The 18891-nt window shown below is 40.2% G+C and carries 15 protein-coding genes; 7 read left to right on the forward strand and 8 right to left on the reverse strand.

The window, feature by feature from the left end; all coding sequences use genetic code 11:
• Positions 1-6: 6 nt before the first annotated feature.
• Entirely contained in the window at positions 7-897 is an 891-nt protein-coding gene (gene metF / locus AB6T38_RS10435; RefSeq protein WP_372547266.1) for a methylenetetrahydrofolate reductase, read from the reverse strand.
• Between the two features lie 188 nt (positions 898-1085).
• On the opposite strand from metF, the gene metJ reads away from it, so the two are divergent.
• Together metJ and AB6T38_RS10445 are read left to right on the forward strand one after the other, a co-directional pair.
• Positions 1086-1403 (forward strand): met regulon transcriptional regulator MetJ, encoded by a 318-nt coding sequence (metJ, locus tag AB6T38_RS10440; protein ID WP_303471594.1) that lies wholly within the window; start codon positions 1086-1088, stop codon positions 1401-1403.
• Between the two features lie 255 nt (positions 1404-1658).
• Positions 1659-2834 (forward strand): hydroxymethylglutaryl-CoA reductase, encoded by a 1176-nt coding sequence (locus AB6T38_RS10445; RefSeq protein ID WP_372547267.1) that lies wholly within the window; start codon positions 1659-1661, stop codon positions 2832-2834.
• Between the two features lie 144 nt (positions 2835-2978).
• Here AB6T38_RS10445 and AB6T38_RS10450 read toward each other — a convergent pair whose 3' ends face one another.
• On the reverse strand, positions 2979-4223 hold the full coding sequence (locus AB6T38_RS10450) for a malic enzyme-like NAD(P)-binding protein (protein ID WP_372547268.1): 1245 nt from the start codon (positions 4221-4223) through the stop codon (positions 2979-2981).
• Between the two features lie 412 nt (positions 4224-4635).
• Between AB6T38_RS10450 and AB6T38_RS10455 the strand changes: the two genes are divergently transcribed.
• Entirely contained in the window at positions 4636-5751 is a 1116-nt protein-coding gene (locus AB6T38_RS10455) for a hypothetical protein (protein ID WP_372547269.1), read from the forward strand.
• Between the two features lie 76 nt (positions 5752-5827).
• On the opposite strand, the gene rpmE is transcribed toward AB6T38_RS10455, so the two are convergent.
• Positions 5828-6040, reverse strand: coding sequence for a 50S ribosomal protein L31 (rpmE, locus tag AB6T38_RS10460; RefSeq protein WP_216049138.1), 213 nt, complete (start codon positions 6038-6040; stop codon positions 5828-5830).
• 203 nt (positions 6041-6243) lie between these two features.
• Between rpmE and priA the strand changes: the two genes are divergently transcribed.
• The 4 genes from priA (at position 6244) to hslU (ending at position 11351) form a co-directional block, all read left to right on the forward strand.
• A complete protein-coding gene (gene priA, locus AB6T38_RS10465; RefSeq protein WP_372547270.1) occupies positions 6244-8418 on the forward strand; it encodes a primosomal protein N' in 2175 nt (724 codons plus the stop codon).
• A gap of 165 nt (positions 8419-8583) precedes the next feature.
• Positions 8584-9177, forward strand: coding sequence for an SPOR domain-containing protein (locus tag AB6T38_RS10470; protein ID WP_372547271.1), 594 nt, complete (start codon positions 8584-8586; stop codon positions 9175-9177).
• Between the two features lie 266 nt (positions 9178-9443).
• Positions 9444-9968 carry an ATP-dependent protease subunit HslV gene (gene hslV, locus AB6T38_RS10475; protein ID WP_348491239.1) on the forward strand — a complete coding sequence of 175 codons (525 nt, stop codon included), beginning with the start codon at positions 9444-9446 and terminating at the stop codon, positions 9966-9968.
• A 54-nt stretch (positions 9969-10022) separates the two neighbouring features.
• The gene (hslU, locus tag AB6T38_RS10480; protein WP_348491240.1) at positions 10023-11351 is read left to right on the forward strand and encodes an HslU--HslV peptidase ATPase subunit; all 1329 of its coding nucleotides are present in this window, start codon (positions 10023-10025) and stop codon (positions 11349-11351) included.
• Positions 11352-11439: 88 nt separating this feature from the next.
• Here hslU and AB6T38_RS10485 read toward each other — a convergent pair whose 3' ends face one another.
• The 5 genes from AB6T38_RS10485 to AB6T38_RS10505 all read right to left on the reverse strand — a co-directional run bounded on the left by AB6T38_RS10485 (position 11440) and on the right by AB6T38_RS10505 (position 18857).
• Positions 11440-12963 (reverse strand): DUF3369 domain-containing protein, encoded by a 1524-nt coding sequence (locus AB6T38_RS10485; protein ID WP_372547272.1) that lies wholly within the window; start codon positions 12961-12963, stop codon positions 11440-11442.
• A 112-nt stretch (positions 12964-13075) separates the two neighbouring features.
• A complete protein-coding gene (locus tag AB6T38_RS10490; protein WP_372547273.1) occupies positions 13076-16267 on the reverse strand; it encodes a CHAT domain-containing protein in 3192 nt (1063 codons plus the stop codon).
• A 185-nt stretch (positions 16268-16452) separates the two neighbouring features.
• Positions 16453-16932 carry a hypothetical protein gene (locus AB6T38_RS10495; RefSeq protein WP_372547274.1) on the reverse strand — a complete coding sequence of 160 codons (480 nt, stop codon included), beginning with the start codon at positions 16930-16932 and terminating at the stop codon, positions 16453-16455.
• Between the two features lie 9 nt (positions 16933-16941).
• The gene (locus tag AB6T38_RS10500; RefSeq protein WP_372547275.1) at positions 16942-18207 is read right to left on the reverse strand and encodes a peroxidase family protein; all 1266 of its coding nucleotides are present in this window, start codon (positions 18205-18207) and stop codon (positions 16942-16944) included.
• A 2-nt stretch (positions 18208-18209) separates the two neighbouring features.
• The gene (locus AB6T38_RS10505; RefSeq protein WP_372547276.1) at positions 18210-18857 is read right to left on the reverse strand and encodes a hypothetical protein; all 648 of its coding nucleotides are present in this window, start codon (positions 18855-18857) and stop codon (positions 18210-18212) included.
• Positions 18858-18891: the final 34 nt, after the last annotated feature.

An 18891-nucleotide genomic window follows, 5' to 3' on the forward strand; every position in this document is an offset into this window, starting at 1 on the left:
ATTAGTTTATCCGTTTTGTGCTCGAACGCCTAATAAATGACAAATGGCGTAACTTAACTCACTTCTGTTTAGGGTGTAAAAATGGAAGTCACGGATCCCTTCTTTTGCTAATACTTTAACCGTATCCATTGCAATACTTGCCCCCAAAAGGTTTCGAGTGGTTTGATCATCTTTCTCTAAACCATCGTACATTTTGTGTAACCAGCTAGGTACGTGAACGTTAGTGAAGCCTGCAAAGCGCTTTAGTGTTTGATAATTTGTTACCGGTAAAATGCCCGGAACAATATCTAAATCGATACCTGCGGCAGCTGCACGGTCTCTGAAGCGTAAAAACACCTCTGCATCGAAGAAAAATTGGCTAATGGCTTGGGTGGCACCGGCTTCCGCTTTCCGCTTCAAATTGAGCAAATCAAACTGAGCATTAGGTGCTTCTGGGTGTTTTTCTGGATATGCAGCAACAGAGATGTCGAAATCGGCGACATCTTTTAACAACGCCACTAGATCTGCTGCATACATCTCCGTATTTTGAGTACCTGCGGGAAGATCTCCTCGTAAGGCTACTATTCGTCTAATGCCTGACTGCCAATAATCTTTAGCAATTTGAATTAATTCTTCTTTGCCTGCATCTACACAGGTTAAATGTGGGACAGCAGCTATCCCCGTTTCACTTTGAATACGCTTAACCACATCATGGGTGCGATCTCTTTCGCCACTATTGGCACCATAGGTCACTGACATATAGGCAGGTTTTAACGGCGCAAGGCGCTCTACTGATTTCCAAAGTGTTTGTTCCATTTGTTCCGTTTTTGGCGGGAAAAATTCAAAAGAAACATTGATATCACTTAATTCAGACAGCGACTGATTGAGCGACTCAATACCTTGTGCGTAAGAGACCATGCTGTACTCCAATAGGTAAAAAATAATAATAATATCAGCTTAATTCGTCAGTACGTTTAAAGGTAAACTAACATTAGCCGTTTAGACGTCTAAACTAAACTGAGAATGATAAGCCGTCAAGATGTTTAGACATCTAATAGACTTGAGGTTAGACTTTCATCTTATAAGAAAGATAAAAGAGCAACAGTATGGCAAAGTGGAACGGAAAATACATACATCCCTACGCTGAACACGGTAAAAAGAGTGAACTCGTAAAAAAAGTGACAGTATCAATTCCATTAAAGGTACTTAAAGTCTTGACGGATGAACGCACCCGTCGACAAGTGAATAACCTAAGACACGCAACTAATTCAGAATTGTTGTGTGAGGCGTTTCTGCACGCCTTTACAGGTCAGCCGCTTCCTGATGATGATGATCTGCGCAAAGATAATCCAAATCGTATTCCCAAAGAAGCTAGAGAATTAATGGAAGCCATGGGGCTTGAAGTTAAAGAAGTAGATGACTAAGTTAGTATTAAAGAATCAGTAAATAAACTATGTTGTATTTGCATCAATACCCAATTGTAAAATCCCAACATTGGTGCAAAAATAGTCACGATTCGAGTGAGTTTCATGATTTATTCATCTTTATACAGTAGTCTTGTTATGGCAAGCAGATTGCATTCAATTAAATTGTATTAAGAATGGCGTTTGTTATTTTATTAATAACTAACGGCATGAATAGATAGTCATATAAATATCGCCAATTGAGGACAAGCCAACATGGTAAAAACACCACGTATCCCGCGCAATACAATGAATGATCATAGTCTCGAGTGGGCCCAAAAGCGTCGTGAATACCTTACTGAGCAAACGGGCACGGAGCTGCCACACACAGGGCATTTTTCTATCGACCCTGAGGCGCTTCCGGGTAATATCGAAAATTTCATCGGTGTAGTACAGATGCCAGTCGGCATCGCTGGACCGGTTCAAGTAAATGGTGAATATGCAGAGGGATTATTTCACGTTCCTTTAGCGACGACCGAAGGTACTCTCGTTGCTAGTTATAGCCGAGGTATGCGCGTAATAAACGAGTGTGGTGGGGTTCACACCACAGTTGTTGAACAATATATGCAACGAGCTCCAGCATTTATCTTTGCCAATGCCAGAGAAGCTCGTGAGTTTGGGAAGTGGGTAGATGAACACTTTTTAGAGATTAAAGTTGCGGCTGAAACCACCACCACTATTGGTAAGCTTGAACATATCATGCAGTGGTCTGTTTCAAAGACCCGCTATTTACGTTTCAACTATACCACTGGCGATGCGGCAGGACAGAATATGGTGGGTAAAGCCACCCTAGCTGCCTGTGAGTGGATTGTCGCCAATTACCCTGAAAAATGTGAATATCTACTATCCGGTAATATGGATACAGATAAAAAACACTCGCACCTAAATATGCTGCATTCTCGCGGTAAACGCGTCATCGCGGAAATCGTCTTGAAAAAAGACGTACTCAAAAAGATCATGAAAGTTGATACGAAAATGTTGGCGCGGGCTACAGTTTTAGCCAATACCGGGGCATTGATGGCTGGTGCGGCCTATAACGGTCCTCATTCAGCTAATGGAATAGCCTCGCTATTTATCGCCACAGGTCAAGATGAAGCCAACGTAGTTGAGTCTCATGCAGGTCTACTTTCCCATGAGTTACTAGAAAACGGTGATTTTTATCTTTCTGTTACTTTGCCGTCCTTAATCGTAGCAACTTATGGTGGAGGTACTGGATTACCTACCCAAAAAGAGTGTTTGCAACTAATGGACTGTTATGGAACGGGCAAAGCTAATAAGTTTGCAGAGATAGTGGCTGCTACAGTGCTGGCTGGGGATATTTCCTTAGCATGTGCTGTTATTGGTGGCCATTGGGTAAGTAGTCACGATAAGTTTGGTCGTAACAGAGACTAATTAACTTCAGAATAGATTAAGGTAAATTTAACCGGTCACCTCAGCAAGAGGTGACCGCAATTTTGTATTATCAGCAACCGAAGCTTAGCACGCCTGATATTTGCAGCCCGCTAAAATAAAAGAAGGCGCGATGCGCCTTTTTTATCAATCCAAATAATTGTCAGGTACCTCAGTTATTGCTGCGACACCTGAATCAATAGCGGCTTGAGCTACGGCTGTTGCCACTCGTTTACACAAGCGCGGATCCATAGGTTTAGGGATGATATATTGACGACCAAACTCTAAAGAGTCCATGTCACTGGCGTTCAGTACTTGCTGGGGAACTGGCTCTTTGGCAATACTGCGAATAGCATTAACTGCCGCAATCTTCATTTCGTCATTTATTTTAGACGCTCTCACATCCAATGCGCCGCGGAAGATAAATGGAAAACATAGCACGTTGTTAACTTGGTTAGGATAATCGGATCGGCCTGTAGCCATAATAAGGTCATCACGGGTTTTATGGGCTAATTCTGGCTTAATTTCTGGGTCAGGATTCGAACAAGCAAAAATAACTGGATTATCAGCCATTAATTTAAGGGCTTCGGCAGGCAATACATCAGGGCCTGATACACCTACAAACACATCAGCACCGTCCATCACATCTTCCAGCGTGCGCTTGTCAGTATTGTTAGCGAACATCAGTTTATGAGGGGTTAGGTCGTCACGACGAGTGTGGATTACGCCTTTGGTATCTAGCATGTAAATTCGCTCTCGTTGAGCACCACATTTAATTAATAGCTCCATGCATGCGACTGCTGCAGCGCCAGCTCCCATACACACAATATTAACCTCGCCAACATTTTTTCCCTGAATCTCCAAGGCATTTAGCATACCGGCAGCGGTGACTATGGCTGTACCATGTTGATCATCATGAAATACAGGTACCGAACAACGTTTTATTAATTCTTGCTCAATTTCAAAACATTCAGGGGCTTTGATATCTTCTAGATTAATACCGCCAAAGGTATCTGCAATATTGGCTACGGTATTGATGAACTCTTCGGTAGTACGGTGAGTAACCTCAATATCAATTGAATCTATACCGGCAAAGCGTTTAAATAACAAAGCTTTGCCTTCCATTACCGGTTTTGATGCAAGAGGGCCTAAATTACCCAAGCCTAAAATAGCAGTGCCGTTAGTAATGACCGCAACAGTATTACCTTTTCCAGTATATAAATAGGCTGTATTTGGATCTGCGGCTATTTCTCTTACAGGCTCAGCCACACCGGGGCTGTAGGCCAATGCTAAATCGGTAACACTTTCAGCCGGTTTGGTTAGTTCAACGCTAATTTTTCCCGGAACAGGTTTAGAATGATAATCCAATGCTTTGTGTCGAAAGTCAGACATAACTGTCTTGGTCCTTACTTTGAATGGTACATCCATTAATCGCCTTTTCTGTTAATTAACGGAGTGTTCGGTTAAGAGTTATTAATTAGTATCAGCTTATTATTTTTATTTTAGCGCGGTTAAATATCTTTAAAAATATGTTAAGCGTCTGCTACCAGTTGAACGAATGTAACATAGCTCAAACAAAAGCACATATCAGATGAGGCTATGGATACTATTCATGAATATGATATAGGTTTGCATGTAACTATATACTGACTGATATTCTATCCTGTTAAGTTGTAAAAGTTTATATTGTTTATATACCTTTTCATTAGTACTTACTCTAAATCTTTCACTTGTGTTAGAGCACGTATCACTTTATAACTTGAGTACCTAATATAAAAAATACCGATCCATTCATTCTTAGCCTATGACCGATAATCGACCTTTAATCAAGCACATAAAAAATCATGATGCACTATTCACTGATTTAGCATTAATTAGAAACGCCCATGCCGCACAACTTGGTTTTGGCGAATATGGTTATCACAAAACGCCAAAATTTATTAGCCCTGATGGCCAAAGGCAATGCATAGAGCCTGAGCGCAGTATTGTTTTACCTAATTTGTCTACTTTAAAGGGGGTAAAAACAATTCTAACGGAGGTTTTACCTGGACTATGTCTTGTGGCGAAAAGCGATTTGGGTTTCCGTTACCCAACCGCTGCACTTGCAGGCTTTGATGCTCCTTTTATTAAACGTTTCCGCTCAGAATACTTTCATCGAGTTGGCGAAGATCGCAATATTTGTCGACCCACAAACTTGTCATATGGGATTAAAAGTCGTGGTAAAGGAGACAATCGTCAGGAGTATGAAATATGGGTACCGGACGATCAGCTGCAACAAGATCCACTTCCTTTATTTATTGATAAGTACGGCGAAGATTTACCTGACGATGTACGTGATTTTGCTACCAAAACACCCATAGTGCATGGTTGGATGGGGGTCAAACGGGCAGCATTTGAAGCTTTATATCACGACCCTCAGGTTACTGGAGATTTAGTCATTTGTCTGGGCTTCTCGGTTGATGTATACAACATTGGAGCTCGACCAGATTTGTCTTTTTCCCACGAATTGCAGAGTTCTATTGCTGTAAGCAATGTGGAATTAGAGTGGGAAATTATGGGATATTACGCGCCTAGTAATCATCCATTTGACCATGATGTTGTTTGGCAGGCGATTAATAATAGTCTATCTGCAATTGGCGACCCTATTGCAGAGGTCTACGCTGAACAGGTCATCCCGATTCAGGAAAGCAAAACAGAACGTATTTTATCTACTATTCGTGCGCAGGGAATTAGTAGCGAACAGATAGCGAGTATGAACTTAAAACCTTGGGAGTTTTTGCAGACAGCAAGCTCTCATCGTCGCAAGCCAAAAGATCCCAGTCGCTCAATTAATTTATTGGGTCGGCTAAATCGTTTATTTTATCAGTCGGAGAGAAAGCTACCCTCACTTCGATATATTCATGATTTAATTGCAGAATAATCCAATAAGAGATTTAAAAATAACAGGCACAAAAAAAGGCGCTTTAAGCGCCTTTTCGAATTCGTAGCAGTTAGGCTTATTTTTTGCCCAATGCACCGAAACGTTTCTTGAACTTATCAACACGACCACCAGTGTCAACGTTACGTTGCTTACCAGTGTAGAAAGGGTGACATGCAGAACATACGTCTAGGTTCATGTCTCTTCCAAGGGTTGAACGTACAACAATTTTGTTGCCACAAGAGCAAGTTGCTGTCATTTCTGTGTATTCTGGATGAATATCTTGTTTCATATGGATTACCTCATTTCTGGGCCGTATCGCTATACAACCCGAAGTTGCACACCATACGCAAATTAAATTAAATAGCGGCTTGCCGCAAAGAGGCGCGCATATTAATGTAAAGGATTGTATTGATCAAGTTGTTTTTTGACTGTTTGTTAACCATATCGTGTCTTTAATAGCACTAAATCGTCTAGGATTATCGAATTTCGCCCATGCCCATTTATCAAGTTGCACTGCCGTTACCCAAGCGACAATTGTTCGATTATTTGTATGAACATACTGGTCTGCAACCCGGTTGTCGTGTTCGAGTGCCATTCGGGCCAAGAGAACTCATTGGTATCATCATCAGTACCACCGAAGACTCACCGTTTTTAAACAAATTGAAACCCATCACTCAGGTGATTGACCAGCAACCTGTTATCGATCAAACCCTATTGTCATTGTGTAATTGGTTGGCTGGTTATTACCATCACCCAATAGGTGAGGTGATGCACACGGTTCTGCCTGTAGCACTGCGTAAAGGAGAGTCTGATAAGCCAAAACCCATTCAAGTGTTGAGTTTAATTGAGGGTAATCAGGCAGTCATTCCCGAACAACTCAATCGCGCTAAAAAACAACGTGAGTTGTATATTGAGCTGTTAGAGCGAGCAATCCCCGTGAGTTCGCTTAAACAAACCTACACAGACACAGTGATCAAAGGTTTGGTGGAAAAAAATATTGCCAAATTCGAGTCTGTTGATGAACAAGATGAGGCCATGGAATTTTCCCTTCCAGAAACGATTGAAAAGCCCCAGCCCAATGTTGAACAGGCCTTAGCCATCACCGCTATCAGTCAATCGTTAGCTAAATACAGGTGCTTCTTGTTAGAAGGTATTACTGGCAGTGGTAAAACTGAAGTGTATTTACAAAGTATCGAAGAGGTGCTTAAAAATCATAAACAAGTATTGATACTGGTGCCTGAAATAGGTTTGACTCCACAAACGGTCAAACGATTTGAAAAGCGCTTTGAGATTAAAGTAGGGATTCTGCATTCTAATCTTACTGACAACGAACGCTTAGCAGTTTGGCAAAAAAGCCGCTCAGGAAAGCTAGGGATTATTATTGGCACTCGTTCGTCTATTTTCACGCCTATGGCACGGCCTGGAATGATCATTGTAGATGAAGAGCATGATGCGTCCTATAAACAACAAGATGGACTTAAATACAACGCTCGTGATTTAGCGGTTATCCGTGCCAAGGAACATAAAATACCACTAATCCTAGGTTCAGCAACACCGAGTTTAGAGTCTCTGAATAATGCGTTAACGGGGCGCTATCAGTTGCTGCAACTTCATCAAAGAGCTGGTAATGCTCTACAAGCGAAACAAAGTGTTTTAGATATTACCAATCAACCACTAACTGCTGGGTTGGCTGCGGGCATGTTGACGCGCATTGAACAGCACTTAAAAGCCGGTAACCAAGTTATGTTATTTGTTAATCGACGGGGTTTTGCACCGGCACTATTGTGTCATCAGTGTGGGCATGTTGAAGAATGTCGACGCTGCAATAAACCCTACACAGTGCATAAGTCGTTACACAAGATGCAATGCCATCACTGCGGTGCAGCTAAGCCATTACCCAAACAATGCAAAGAGTGCGGTCATCATGAATTAATCACCCAAGGTGTGGGCACAGAACAATTAACCATGTATTTGGAACAAGAATTTCCCCAATACAGTTCTGTTCGCATTGACAGTGATAGTGTCAGAGGGAAAGCTAAATTAGATAACTTACTGACTGAAATTAATGGTGGCGCCCATCAGATCTTAATCGGCACCCAAATTTTATCTAAAGGCCATCATTTTCCCAATGTCACTTTAGTGGTGATTTTAGATGCAGACGGCGCTTTGTTTAGTGCTGACTTCAGAGCGTCTGAACACCTTGCCCAGCTTATCACCCAACTTTCCGGTAGAGCAGGTAGAGCTCAGAAGCCTGGCGAAATGTGGTTGCAAACCCATCAACCTGGACACCCACTTCTACAAGACTTAATTCATAACGGTTACGGTCATTTTGCGCGATTTGCACTTAGCGAAAGAAAGTTAGCCAATTTACCTCCTTTTAGTTTTCATGCTTTATTTCGCACGGAATCTTTAAAAGCACAAGATGGATTTGAGTTCCTATCTCATGTGTCGCAAATGCTACAACATCCTCAGGTACATTTGGTTGGGCCTATTCCAGCAATTATGGAAAAACGTCAAGGCAAATACCGCATGCAGCTTTTAGTGCAGAGTCAAAGTCGAGGGCTGATTAACAAGGTTATCGGTCATTTTGCAGCTGAAATTGAGGCCTTACCCATGGCGCGAAAAGTTCGTTGGTCAATTGATATTGACCCCCAGGATTTCATGTAAGTCACGTTTTTAATGTTGGTTTTATCTAGCTGTTCACGTTACTATTTGGTTTTACTCAGAGGTAACATGCATCTTCTGAGATATCCAACTCAGCTATTTCAATTGCATTTTCATTAGTACATTACCTTAAAAATCAGACTCTCATTAATAAAAATAATTAATAATATGGCACACAAAGATTTTGTAAAACGGGGTCAAGCACCTAAAAAGAAACCTGTTAAAAAAGCGCAGCAGCCGAAGCGTCCTTGGATCCTACTATTTATCACATTAATTTTAGTAGGTGGCTTCGCATATGGTTTGTGGGTTATAAGTCACTCCTCTGATTCCGACGATGTTGTTGCAGAACAATCTCAACAAGAAGCACAACAAGACAAACAGAAAAGCACTCAAAAGCCCAAGGTCGAAGTAAAGGCCAAAGAGCAAGAGTCGTTGCCTGAAATGCCAAAAGAAGAATATATTTATCCTGAAGAATTGGAACATGGCAGCGTAGAGATCGACCGAAAAGAACAAGAAAAATCAGAACGTCCGTATTTGATGCAATGTGGTTCATTTAGACAGAAACAACAAGCCGAAAAGATGCGTGCTCAGTTAGCGTTGCAAGGATTAGAATCTTTGGTGAAAGCCAGTGAAGGCAAAAACGGCCTATGGTACCGAGTGATTTTAGGTCCTTATGATTATAAAAGAGACGCCGAGACAGACCGACATGTTATTCAACGTATCGGTATTGGTTCTTGCCAAATTTGGTACTGGGACCTTTAATTCTTCCGCGGGACTGTAGCAAGTCCTCTAGGCCATGGGTTTATCATTTTCTTTGCGGGGCTAAAGCCGCCGCCTACAAGTTAGGTTTAGAACATGGCCTCTAGGCTAAAACCTGAAATTCACGGCTGATCCAACTATATTGTCTTCATTTTTTGAGATACTTGGGCCTTAGCGCTTGAAAATTCCTTACCGCTCCCCACATATACAGCATAAATCGTGACTCGCATGTGCAGTGAGTCGAAAGTTGAGCTAAACAAGGAGCAGACGTGACTACCATAGTATCCGTACGCCGCAACAATCAAGTCGTCATCGCAGGTGACGGTCAGGTTTCGTTAGGAAACACCGTAATGAAAGGTAATGCGCGAAAGGTGCGCAGACTATACAACGATAAAGTCATCGCTGGTTTTGCCGGAGGCACTGCGGACGCTTTTACTTTATTTGAACGTTTTGAAACTAAACTGGAAATGCATCAAGGGCATTTAACCAAAGCCGCTGTCGAATTAGCGAAAGATTGGCGAACAGATAGGATGTTACGCAAGTTAGAAGCCTTACTCGCTGTGGCTGATCATACGGCCTCTTTTATCATCACTGGTAATGGTGACGTTGTGCAACCCGAACAAGATCTTATTGCGATTGGTTCAGGTGGCCCCTATGCCCAATCCGCGGCCACCGCATTACTGGCAAATACAGATTTAAGTGCAAAAGAAATTGCCGAGAAAAGTCTGACTATTGCCGGTGATATTTGTGTGTTTACCAACCATAGTCAAACTATAGAAACGTTAGATTACTAATTTTAATAGCACTGATTAAGTGTTTTCAGTGCGTTACATTTTTAAAGGTTTTTTATGTCTGAGATGACTCCAAGAGAAATTGTCCACGAGTTGGACAGTCACATAATTGGTCAACAAGATGCCAAAAGAGCAGTGTCGATTGCATTGCGAAATCGCTGGCGACGTATGCAGTTAGATGCGGAATTACGTCAGGAAGTTACCCCTAAAAACATCTTGATGATTGGTCCAACAGGTGTTGGTAAAACAGAAATAGCTCGTCGATTAGCTAAATTAGCCAATGCTCCTTTTATTAAAGTTGAAGCGACCAAATTCACTGAAGTGGGATATGTTGGCAAAGAAGTAGAAAGTATTATTCGTGATCTTGCGGATATTTCTATCAAAATGACCAAAGAACAAGAAACTGAGAAAGTGAAGTACCGAGCCGAAGAAGCGGCGGAAGATCGAATTCTTGATGCACTTTTACCGCCACCAGAAAATGCCTGGGGCGAAAAAGAAAAAGTTGAAGATAAAGGGACTCGTCAAACTTTCCGTAAGAAATTACGTGAAGGTCAATTAGATGACAAAGAAATCGAAATTGACGTTGCCTTACCTCAGGTCGGTGTTGAAATTATGGCACCTCCAGGTATGGAAGAAATGACTAACCAGCTTCAAGGTATGTTTCAAAACCTATCCGGTTCGCAAAAAAAGAAAAAGAAACTAAAAATTAAAGAAGCTTTTAAACTTTTAGTGGAAGAAGAAGCTGCGCGATTAGTTAACCAAGAAGAGTTAAAAGAAAAAGCGTTATTTAATGCTGAGCAAAACGGCATAGTCTTTATTGATGAAATAGATAAGATTTGTAAACGTGAAGGCACAGGTAGTGCGGATGTTTCTCGTGAAGGTGTACAACGGGATTTATTACCTTTAGTTGAAGGTTCAACCGTTTCAACTAAGCATGGGATGATTAAGACCGACCATATCTTGTTTGTTGCATCGGGTGCTTTCCAGATGAGCAAACCGTCAGACCTAATCCCTGAATTACAAGGTCGTTTACCTATTCGTGTTGAGCTTTCAGCGTTGAGTGTTGAAGATTTTGTTCGCATATTAACAGAACCCAATGCTTCATTAACTGAACAGTATAGCGCCCTTTTGGCAACTGAAGGTGTAACGGTAAGTTTCACTGAAGATGGCATCCGACGCATTGCTGAAGCAGCTTGGCAGGTGAATGAACGTACCGAGAACATTGGTGCGCGACGCTTGCACACTGTCATGGAGCGTCTAATGGAAGATATTTCGTTTGATGCATCTGAAATGGAAAACGAATCCGTGTTGGTAGACGCTAAATACGTCAATGACCATCTAGATAAGTTCGTGGATAATGAAGATTTAAGTCGCTTTATCTTATAAACATTGAGTCTGAATTAAGCTAAAAAAACGCATTTTTTAATGCGTTTTTTATGTTTACTGATCGATGTTAGCCAATGTAAAAGAAGTGCTAAGTTTGATCAGGAAAATGTTCTCTTACTTGACTAAATTCACTTAAATTGGCTAACAACAATTCAACTAACTTAGGTTCAAAAGCTTTGCCCTTTTGCTCACTTATAAAATCGACTATTTGTTGATTATCCCACGGATTTTTATAACAACGTTTGCTCCCTAAGGCATCATACACATCCATAAGTGCTGATATACGACCGGCGATGTTTATTTCTTCCCCTTTTAAACCTTGAGGATAACCAGTACCATCCCACTTCTCATGGTGTTGTCTGGCGATAGTTGCGCCTAACTGCAAAATGGGATTATCCGTTCTGGTTAACATTTCATAACCGATTTGGGCATGTGTTTGCATTACTTGCCATTCATCGTTATCTAGTTTGTCGGGTTTGTTCAACACATAATCAGGAATACCTACTTTTCCTACATCGTGAAGGGGCGATGCTAGCTTGATCATTTCCGATGTAAATTCATCTAATCCGTATAGTTTTGCAAGCATGTAACTGGTTTGTGCAACGCGTTTGACGTGGCTGCCAGTTTCTTTACTGCGCATTTCAACGGCTTCACCAATAATGTAGGACAGCTCTTTTTGTGACTCTTTGATCACATCACGCAGTTTCAAATTTTCATAAACCACAGCGATATTGTTCGCAAAAAACTCTAACAAGCGATGTTGCATGGGTTCTAGCTGATGGCTCTGGGCTACATAAAGTACATTTTCAATATTGTGTTTAGTGGTAAAATAACCAATAAAATAATCTTCTTCGTAAATGGATTGTTTGAGCGCTAAGGCGCGTTTGATTCGCCCTTCAGTTTTTTTATTTAACGGTAACCTTGTGTTTTGAGGTTGGTTCATAGCAAGTATATGCACATCGCTGAAATGATTACTTGCGTCTTTCGCTACTGCGCAACAAATAACCGTTTCTTCATTAATCCCTAATACGACGGCGACTTGCTTTAAAATTGCGGAACCAAATTGGGGAAGAGTTTCACATTCGATAAATTCTGAAGAGGCTGCAATAATTTTTTCTAAACCAACCCTATGCTTTTCGATGGTCAATATATCTCTATAACTACGTAATGCAGAGTAGACAGAGGTTTTTAACTTAAGGGCCGTTAATTCGGTCTTATTTTTATAATCGTTAATGTCGTAGTCACGTATCACGCTTTCTTCTGGTGCTTCTCCGGGTTGCCCAGTGCGTAAAAATAGACGAATTTTGTGATTACCTAAATCTTCTCTGACCCATTTAACAAAGTCTAAACCCGCATGGACGGTTTCCATTACCACATCGACAATGGCTACTGCAAAGTCCTCAGAACTGTTTAAAATTAGTTGTTTTGCTTCCTTTGCAGAATATGCGCTGTGTATGCTTAATCCTCCGTTATCAAAGATCAGGTCGCTCAAAACTATTCTGGTGATGTTGTGAATTTCGGGCTCATCATCAATAACTAGAATCTTCCATTTGTTATCAAGGGTGTCTGCTTCTTCAGGTAAATCTTCAGCGAATAAAAACCGTTCATTCATAAAAATCCAGCCAAACTAATCAATCACAAAGGGAGTGCCTCGGGCACATCGTTTATATAGATTAGTCGGAATTTAGATATTATGGAATCTTTTTAGGTAAAAATCATACCCATTAGTCTTGCAGTGAATTATTCGCCAGTGCGGGGTTGAAAATTTGACTATCACCCTGATTTGATGAGGTTAGGACGAATCCCGCCCAGTATTTAGGATGCCTATATTTACCTGAAGCGTGGAATTGATACTGGGTTAATTGCAGTGCCTTAGGCGCATCTCCGTTTGATTCCACCAAATTGACGTAAAATTGCTTAACGAATTCAGAAGTTGGCCTATCTTGAATTGCCCAAATTGTACCTACCACGGTCTTCGCCCCTTGAGCTAAAAAACCTCTAGTAATACTACGCATTCCAGATCCTTTATAATTCTTACCAACCATGGTTTCGCAACCACTGACAAACACTAAGTCGGCGGATACTGGCTTGCTTAATAGTTGGCTCAAACTCAGAAATCCGGGTGTGATATTACCTGAAACCGTTTCTCCTGCTGTTAGAACACCAACAATATCAGGTGACTTCTTGTCGAAATATCCATGGGTTCCAATGTGTAATATTTTGGAGTTTCGTACTTTATTTGACATCAAAAATTGGCTAGTGGCATTTTCTGCAAAGCCTCTATTTATATGATGTTCAGAAAACAAATTAGCGACAAACTCAGCTTCTTTAAGTGTTCCAGGAAGAGATGCTAACGATAGTCGTTGAGATAAAGAGGCACCTAGGGCTTGACTCTCAGGGCCACTAAAATCTGGATTGGCAAAAATAGATATTTCAAATTCTTCAGAGTCAGAAGCATGTAACTGTTCGAAATATGAAGTGGCAGAGGTGATAAATACAGATTGCGAGGTTTCGACTAACGGTTTATAGCGTCCACCTTGAGTATTCGTGTTCCACATAGAAAATGGCATTTTGTGTAGACTTTCATCTGGAATAATTAAAATTTTATCTATCTGTTGTTGTTCAATGATATCTATTGGTAATAAAGCAATATCTTGAAAATCAGCGTTTAGCCAAGGTCGACTCGAAGCTGCTGTGCCGGTCACATAATTATCTACCATTTTTGCGAGAACCGTCATTTTAGCGATTTCTTGTACAGAAATGCTATCTCGGGTGATAAAAAGTGAATACATTGTCTGCCCATCAGAAAAATATCTAACCAACATCTGATCCGAGGGCAATAATTGTTGAAATGTATCTAAAGCAATATGGGAAATTTCGGCGTGATTGTTTTGTTGGTTTAGTACTTGCGCAAAATAGTCATCTCTTGCTTCATAAAAGCGTAATTTCTCGTTAGCTGAATCGGTCAACAACATTCGCTTTTCTTCTGCTAACCAGATATTATAAAAAAGTTGAATTTGGTCTTCGTTATCTTTAGTCACTTCATCGATGGAAAATAGGTTTTTCTCTTGTTTTGGATCTACTGAGTAAAACTTTTCCAGAACTTCAAATAATTTCCGATAATGCTCATTTGGCTGAGCTTTAAAACGTTTAGTGTCGAGTAAGGAGCTAATGTAGGTGTTGATAAAGCTAAACCTTGCAGCATCCCAAGCTTGAGGGTTGGCTACGGTCAAGCGACTTTTTTCTATTAATGACATGGCTTTGTCTGCGAAAACATCAATCCATTTAAACGATTTTTCTTGCTGACTGATTTGCACCAATAGGGTAAATACTTCAATCTGCTTAATTGGATAAGTACTGGCGTCTACTTCACTAACATTGTCGTTATAAAAACTTTTATAACCTAGCAGAGCGGCTAATTTATCCAGCTCTTCACGGTTACTCGGTTTGCCTAAATGTACATTATCTATTTTAAACTGCAGAATTTTGGCATCAATTTGGGTCGTGTCGAGGGTTCGTGGATCCTTGAACACCTTATCTAAGTGTATTTTGGCCTGGCTAAACTGTTTCTGTTTTATGGCGGTTTTTGCAAGCTCTACCTGCAATACTATTTGATAATAGTCGTGCTCATTATCAAATAAGTGCTCAGCACACTGAAGCCATTGATTTGCTGCTTCAAAATTACCTTGTTCTCGGCTTGTCGCTCCTATCATTACCGCCGCCCTGGCGATCATCAAGTCTTGAGGACCTGAGCTTAAACAGCTAGCAAGTTCCCATTGTTGATCTGTTGAGGTGCTTTGTACTTGTTTTATGGTATCGGTAAAATAACTTGAACCTGTGGTAAATTCACCAGTTTGATAAAGTAAAAAGCCTTTGCTGAATAATAATGGGGCAATATCTGCTGCGTTTGAATCGGCACTTATGTTTAGACCTCTATTTAAATAATTATGGGCTTGAGCAAATGCGCCTTCACGATAAGATGACAAAAAGGCATTGCTATAAAACTCTGTCATTAAAAAGTGGTATTGCGGTCTACCCTCTGCTTTAACAATGGCGTTTTTAACGGTTTCTAAGGCTAATTCGTGTTTGTTTTCAAAATTATAATAAAACCATAAGTGATAAAGAATATCAGCCGTCAACCAACTAGGGCTCTTTGTTAGCGTTTGCAGAACGCGTTCATATAGGTTTTTAGCATATACATCAAGGTCTATACTTGCTTGTTGAGTGATGGGGATATCTGCAAACAAGCTTCCACAGTTGTGCAAAAATTTGGCTTTGTTTAAAAGGCTACTTGGGGCATCAACAATTGTACCTTTGTGTTTCGAGTAAACATAAAGCGTAGCTGCTAATTGTGCAGCAAACTGAGCTTCTACGGGAGTACTTAATTTCTGGTTTGGGTTTGTGTACGAAGTCCAAGCCTTGCACTGTCCAACAATATCTTCGGCTCTAAACGTATTTAAATTTAAATTAACTAAAAAACTAAGCTCGCCATGTTTAGCTTTATTAGCGCTGTTTAAAAGACGATACATAGCCCAATTAGAGAAGTCGGCTTCCAAGCTCGAATTGGTTATGCTAGAAACCAATGTATAGGGTTTACTATTTTCGCCAACTAATGGCTTATTGATAAGCGCCATGGCGTTTTGGTGAGCAGAGAACTGCTCCTTATCTAATGTTATTAACTCTATGCTTGGAGTATCTTTTTCATAGTTTACAATCACTCTGAGTGAATAGGATTCAGTATTGTTTTGCGGTAACTGAATTAGGGAAAAATACTGACTATCTAGGCTATTTAATTTTTCGCTTTGAATGGATTGATTGTTGGCGAAAATTTCGATTTCTAGGGATTGATTAGCATTGCTCAATTTGAGCAGTGTATAGGGACCAACTTGGATTGAGGTTGAGCTTGTTGACTCCATTGCACTGCAAACAAAACTGGCACAGAACAACATTAGACAGTACGGCAGATAACGGAACATACTCAACAAAACACGTCTTAAAATAACAATGATTGAAGCATTGTAACCTATAAACTATGTTTGCGATAAGAAACTTAAAACAAGCGTCATCTTTAACAAATGACACTGCCTAGGATAATTTGAAGTTAATCGAGGATGTATACTATCCAACTGTGCTTAGATTTGGCCATATTTCCATGTTTATCTTGCCAAGTTACATGAGCAACAATTTCACTATCAGGGTTGTTATCTGCAGGTAGGTAGTTGGTCCATTCTGTTATATGCCAACCCTCTAAATCGTCGAACAGAATAGTTGAGATGCCATCATTGATATTGACGAGTTGCGTTTTATCTTCATTGAGAACAAAGACAGTATTATCTGAAGCAAGCCTGAATAGCTCAGGCCATTCGTTTGCAGTTGAACCATCTTGATTTACAGCGGTTTCCTGCACGTAAAGTAAATCACCTATTTTCTTTTTACTGATCTCAATAAAGTATCTTCGTTGAGGAACAAAAAACCACGGACTAATTTGCGAAACCATTTGTTCTAATGATTTAGTAGTCTCGGTTTGATCAACAGCCTCTATTCCTAACGCTTTGATCTCTCGTATGATTTGTTCAGGCATACAGTTTCCTCAGTTCACAGTAAAAAGTTTTTGCAAGTCTACATTGTTGTGTTCATCGAGCAACTTATCTTTTACTTCACTTAATACATTCAAGGCGTGGCTTTTATCGTAAGTGCCATTTTTGAATATGGATAATGCTTCGGTATTGATGGCGTCATGAAGAACATCCGCAATAAGAATACTTCCTAGTTTTCCTAGCCTTTCTCCATTTTGAGTGGTTGCGGCTTCATGCAGTACGTATGTCCAAAGTGGCAAATTCTGAATATTTAGCTCTTCTATACCTTCGAATTCCTTAGGAAGTTGGCTAACAGGACTAAGTTGAAATACTTCATTGAGTTTAGTATCTGAATTGATTTTTTTGACGAGGTTATACCCAGAGGGGATCTGCTTATTGAGCCCAGCCAATAGATTTTTAAAGATTATGCGAATCATTTCTGAATTGTCTGAGGGAAAACGAATTCTAGACATTGCATCGGATAAAGATAGGTCAATCTTATTGGCTTTTTGATTATCACCGAAGAATCGGTGCCATTGAATCACATGTTTGTCTTTTATATTTTGCGAAGACGTAAATAGTGACGTTAATGGCACTTCAGGATGAAAGCGCCTCAAAGCGTAACTATTTCTTACCATACTGTGACCAAAACGAAATGCACTATTGTGAAAGTAGTCTAAACGCTGTTCAGGTTTGAATGGCAACTTAGGTTTTTGCTGTTGATTGAAATACACATCGAAAATGTGCGGTTCTAACAGGTTTTTTAAAAAATATTCTATGGTTACGAATTGGAAGCTGAGAATGGTGTGGCACTTCGCATTTTCAAAATCAAAATGATAAGGTGCTTCAATGAGTTGATTGTGAAAATTCTGCCAAAAACAGTGCAACTGGCAAACAATATCGTTTATATCATTACGGTGATCTGGAATTAACGCTCTCCCATTTTCGTCTCGTGCAACGTCGAAACCTTTGACGCCTTGCCACTGAATAGGACGCATTTCAAACCTGTCGTTTACAATTCTATGATTGTGCCCATAAAGGCTATCTAGCAAAAGTTCATTACTGATAGTTCTCACTGGGTGTTCAGGAGCTGTGGTATGAGGAGCAATGTCATGTGCGATCATTTGGCCAAAATAGGTCATTCCTGCATCTAAATTACTTGAAGGTACCGTATTGTTATTTTCCATTAGCTTTTCTGCAATTTGCAGTAAAACCGGGTCACTTAAATAATTGTTGTTCCACATTTTTTTAAGTTTGTGGGTGAAACTAAAGTCCAACATAATTAATCTCTTACTACTACTACCAGTACTTTTTTATCTTCGCTTTTTGATTTATCAAGGGTGTATTTAATTTCCATCAAACCAGGCTGCAACATTTCTTTATACAGAGAAATAACCACTTCTCTTTCGGTATTGGGGGTATAAGTGCCGGTGTATAAAGGTTCGGAGTCTGTATTTGCATATATCTCGACTTGATATGCCTGCTTGATATCAAACTCGTCTTGCAGGACTAAAGAAACCGATGAGGATATCTCATCAAGAGAAAAGCTGGCATCAACACTCGTCGTGTTGCCTCTTACTGAAGATACGTAAATCATTGATGGCGAACTAAGTGTATTTTCGGACGAGGAAAAAAGGTTAAAATTAAACATTAGCGAAAACACAAAAAGACAACTACAAAAGGTTGTTAAACTTGCTCGCACCGGAGTTTGATACAAAGATTGCCAAAAAGTGGTTTTTACTATTGGTGCTTCATGGATAAAAGGTAGTGCTTTAATCAATATTGAGTCGAGCTCCAATTGCTCGACAATTTCAGAGTTCTCCATTAAATAAACTTCAAATTCTTCACACTCTTCAGCACAAAGTTTGCCTTGCATATAACGATTAGTAATATCGTTACTTTCAATATAATCCCGATCCATTGGTTTCATTAACACCTCTTATTTTCTCTAGCCAACAACTTAA

The organism is Aliiglaciecola sp. SL4 (genome assembly GCF_041538045.1).
In the GTDB taxonomy this organism is placed as follows: Bacteria; Pseudomonadota; Gammaproteobacteria; order Enterobacterales; family Alteromonadaceae; genus Aliiglaciecola.

Bases quoted from the DNA above. Each gene is read 5' to 3' on its own strand.
- metF (WP_372547266.1), bottom strand. From the start codon at position 897: ATGGTCTCTTACGCACAAGGTATTGAGTCGCTCAATCAGTCGCTGTCT.
- metJ (WP_303471594.1), top strand. From the start codon at position 1,086: ATGGCAAAGTGGAACGGAAAATACATACATCCCTACGCTGAACACGGT.
- AB6T38_RS10445 (WP_372547267.1), top strand. From the start codon at position 1,659: ATGGTAAAAACACCACGTATCCCGCGCAATACAATGAATGATCATAGT.
- AB6T38_RS10450 (WP_372547268.1), bottom strand. From the start codon at position 4,223: ATGTCTGACTTTCGACACAAAGCATTGGATTATCATTCTAAACCTGTT.
- AB6T38_RS10455 (WP_372547269.1), top strand. From the start codon at position 4,636: ATGACCGATAATCGACCTTTAATCAAGCACATAAAAAATCATGATGCA.
- rpmE (WP_216049138.1), bottom strand. From the start codon at position 6,040: ATGAAACAAGATATTCATCCAGAATACACAGAAATGACAGCAACTTGC.
- priA (WP_372547270.1), top strand. From the start codon at position 6,244: ATGCCCATTTATCAAGTTGCACTGCCGTTACCCAAGCGACAATTGTTC.
- AB6T38_RS10470 (WP_372547271.1), top strand. From the start codon at position 8,584: ATGGCACACAAAGATTTTGTAAAACGGGGTCAAGCACCTAAAAAGAAA.
- hslU (WP_348491240.1), top strand. From the start codon at position 10,023: ATGTCTGAGATGACTCCAAGAGAAATTGTCCACGAGTTGGACAGTCAC.
- AB6T38_RS10485 (WP_372547272.1), bottom strand. From the start codon at position 12,963: ATGAATGAACGGTTTTTATTCGCTGAAGATTTACCTGAAGAAGCAGAC.
- AB6T38_RS10490 (WP_372547273.1), bottom strand. From the start codon at position 16,267: ATGGAGTCAACAAGCTCAACCTCAATCCAAGTTGGTCCCTATACACTG.
- AB6T38_RS10495 (WP_372547274.1), bottom strand. From the start codon at position 16,932: ATGCCTGAACAAATCATACGAGAGATCAAAGCGTTAGGAATAGAGGCT.
- AB6T38_RS10500 (WP_372547275.1), bottom strand. From the start codon at position 18,207: ATGTTGGACTTTAGTTTCACCCACAAACTTAAAAAAATGTGGAACAAC.
- AB6T38_RS10505 (WP_372547276.1), bottom strand. From the start codon at position 18,857: ATGAAACCAATGGATCGGGATTATATTGAAAGTAACGATATTACTAAT.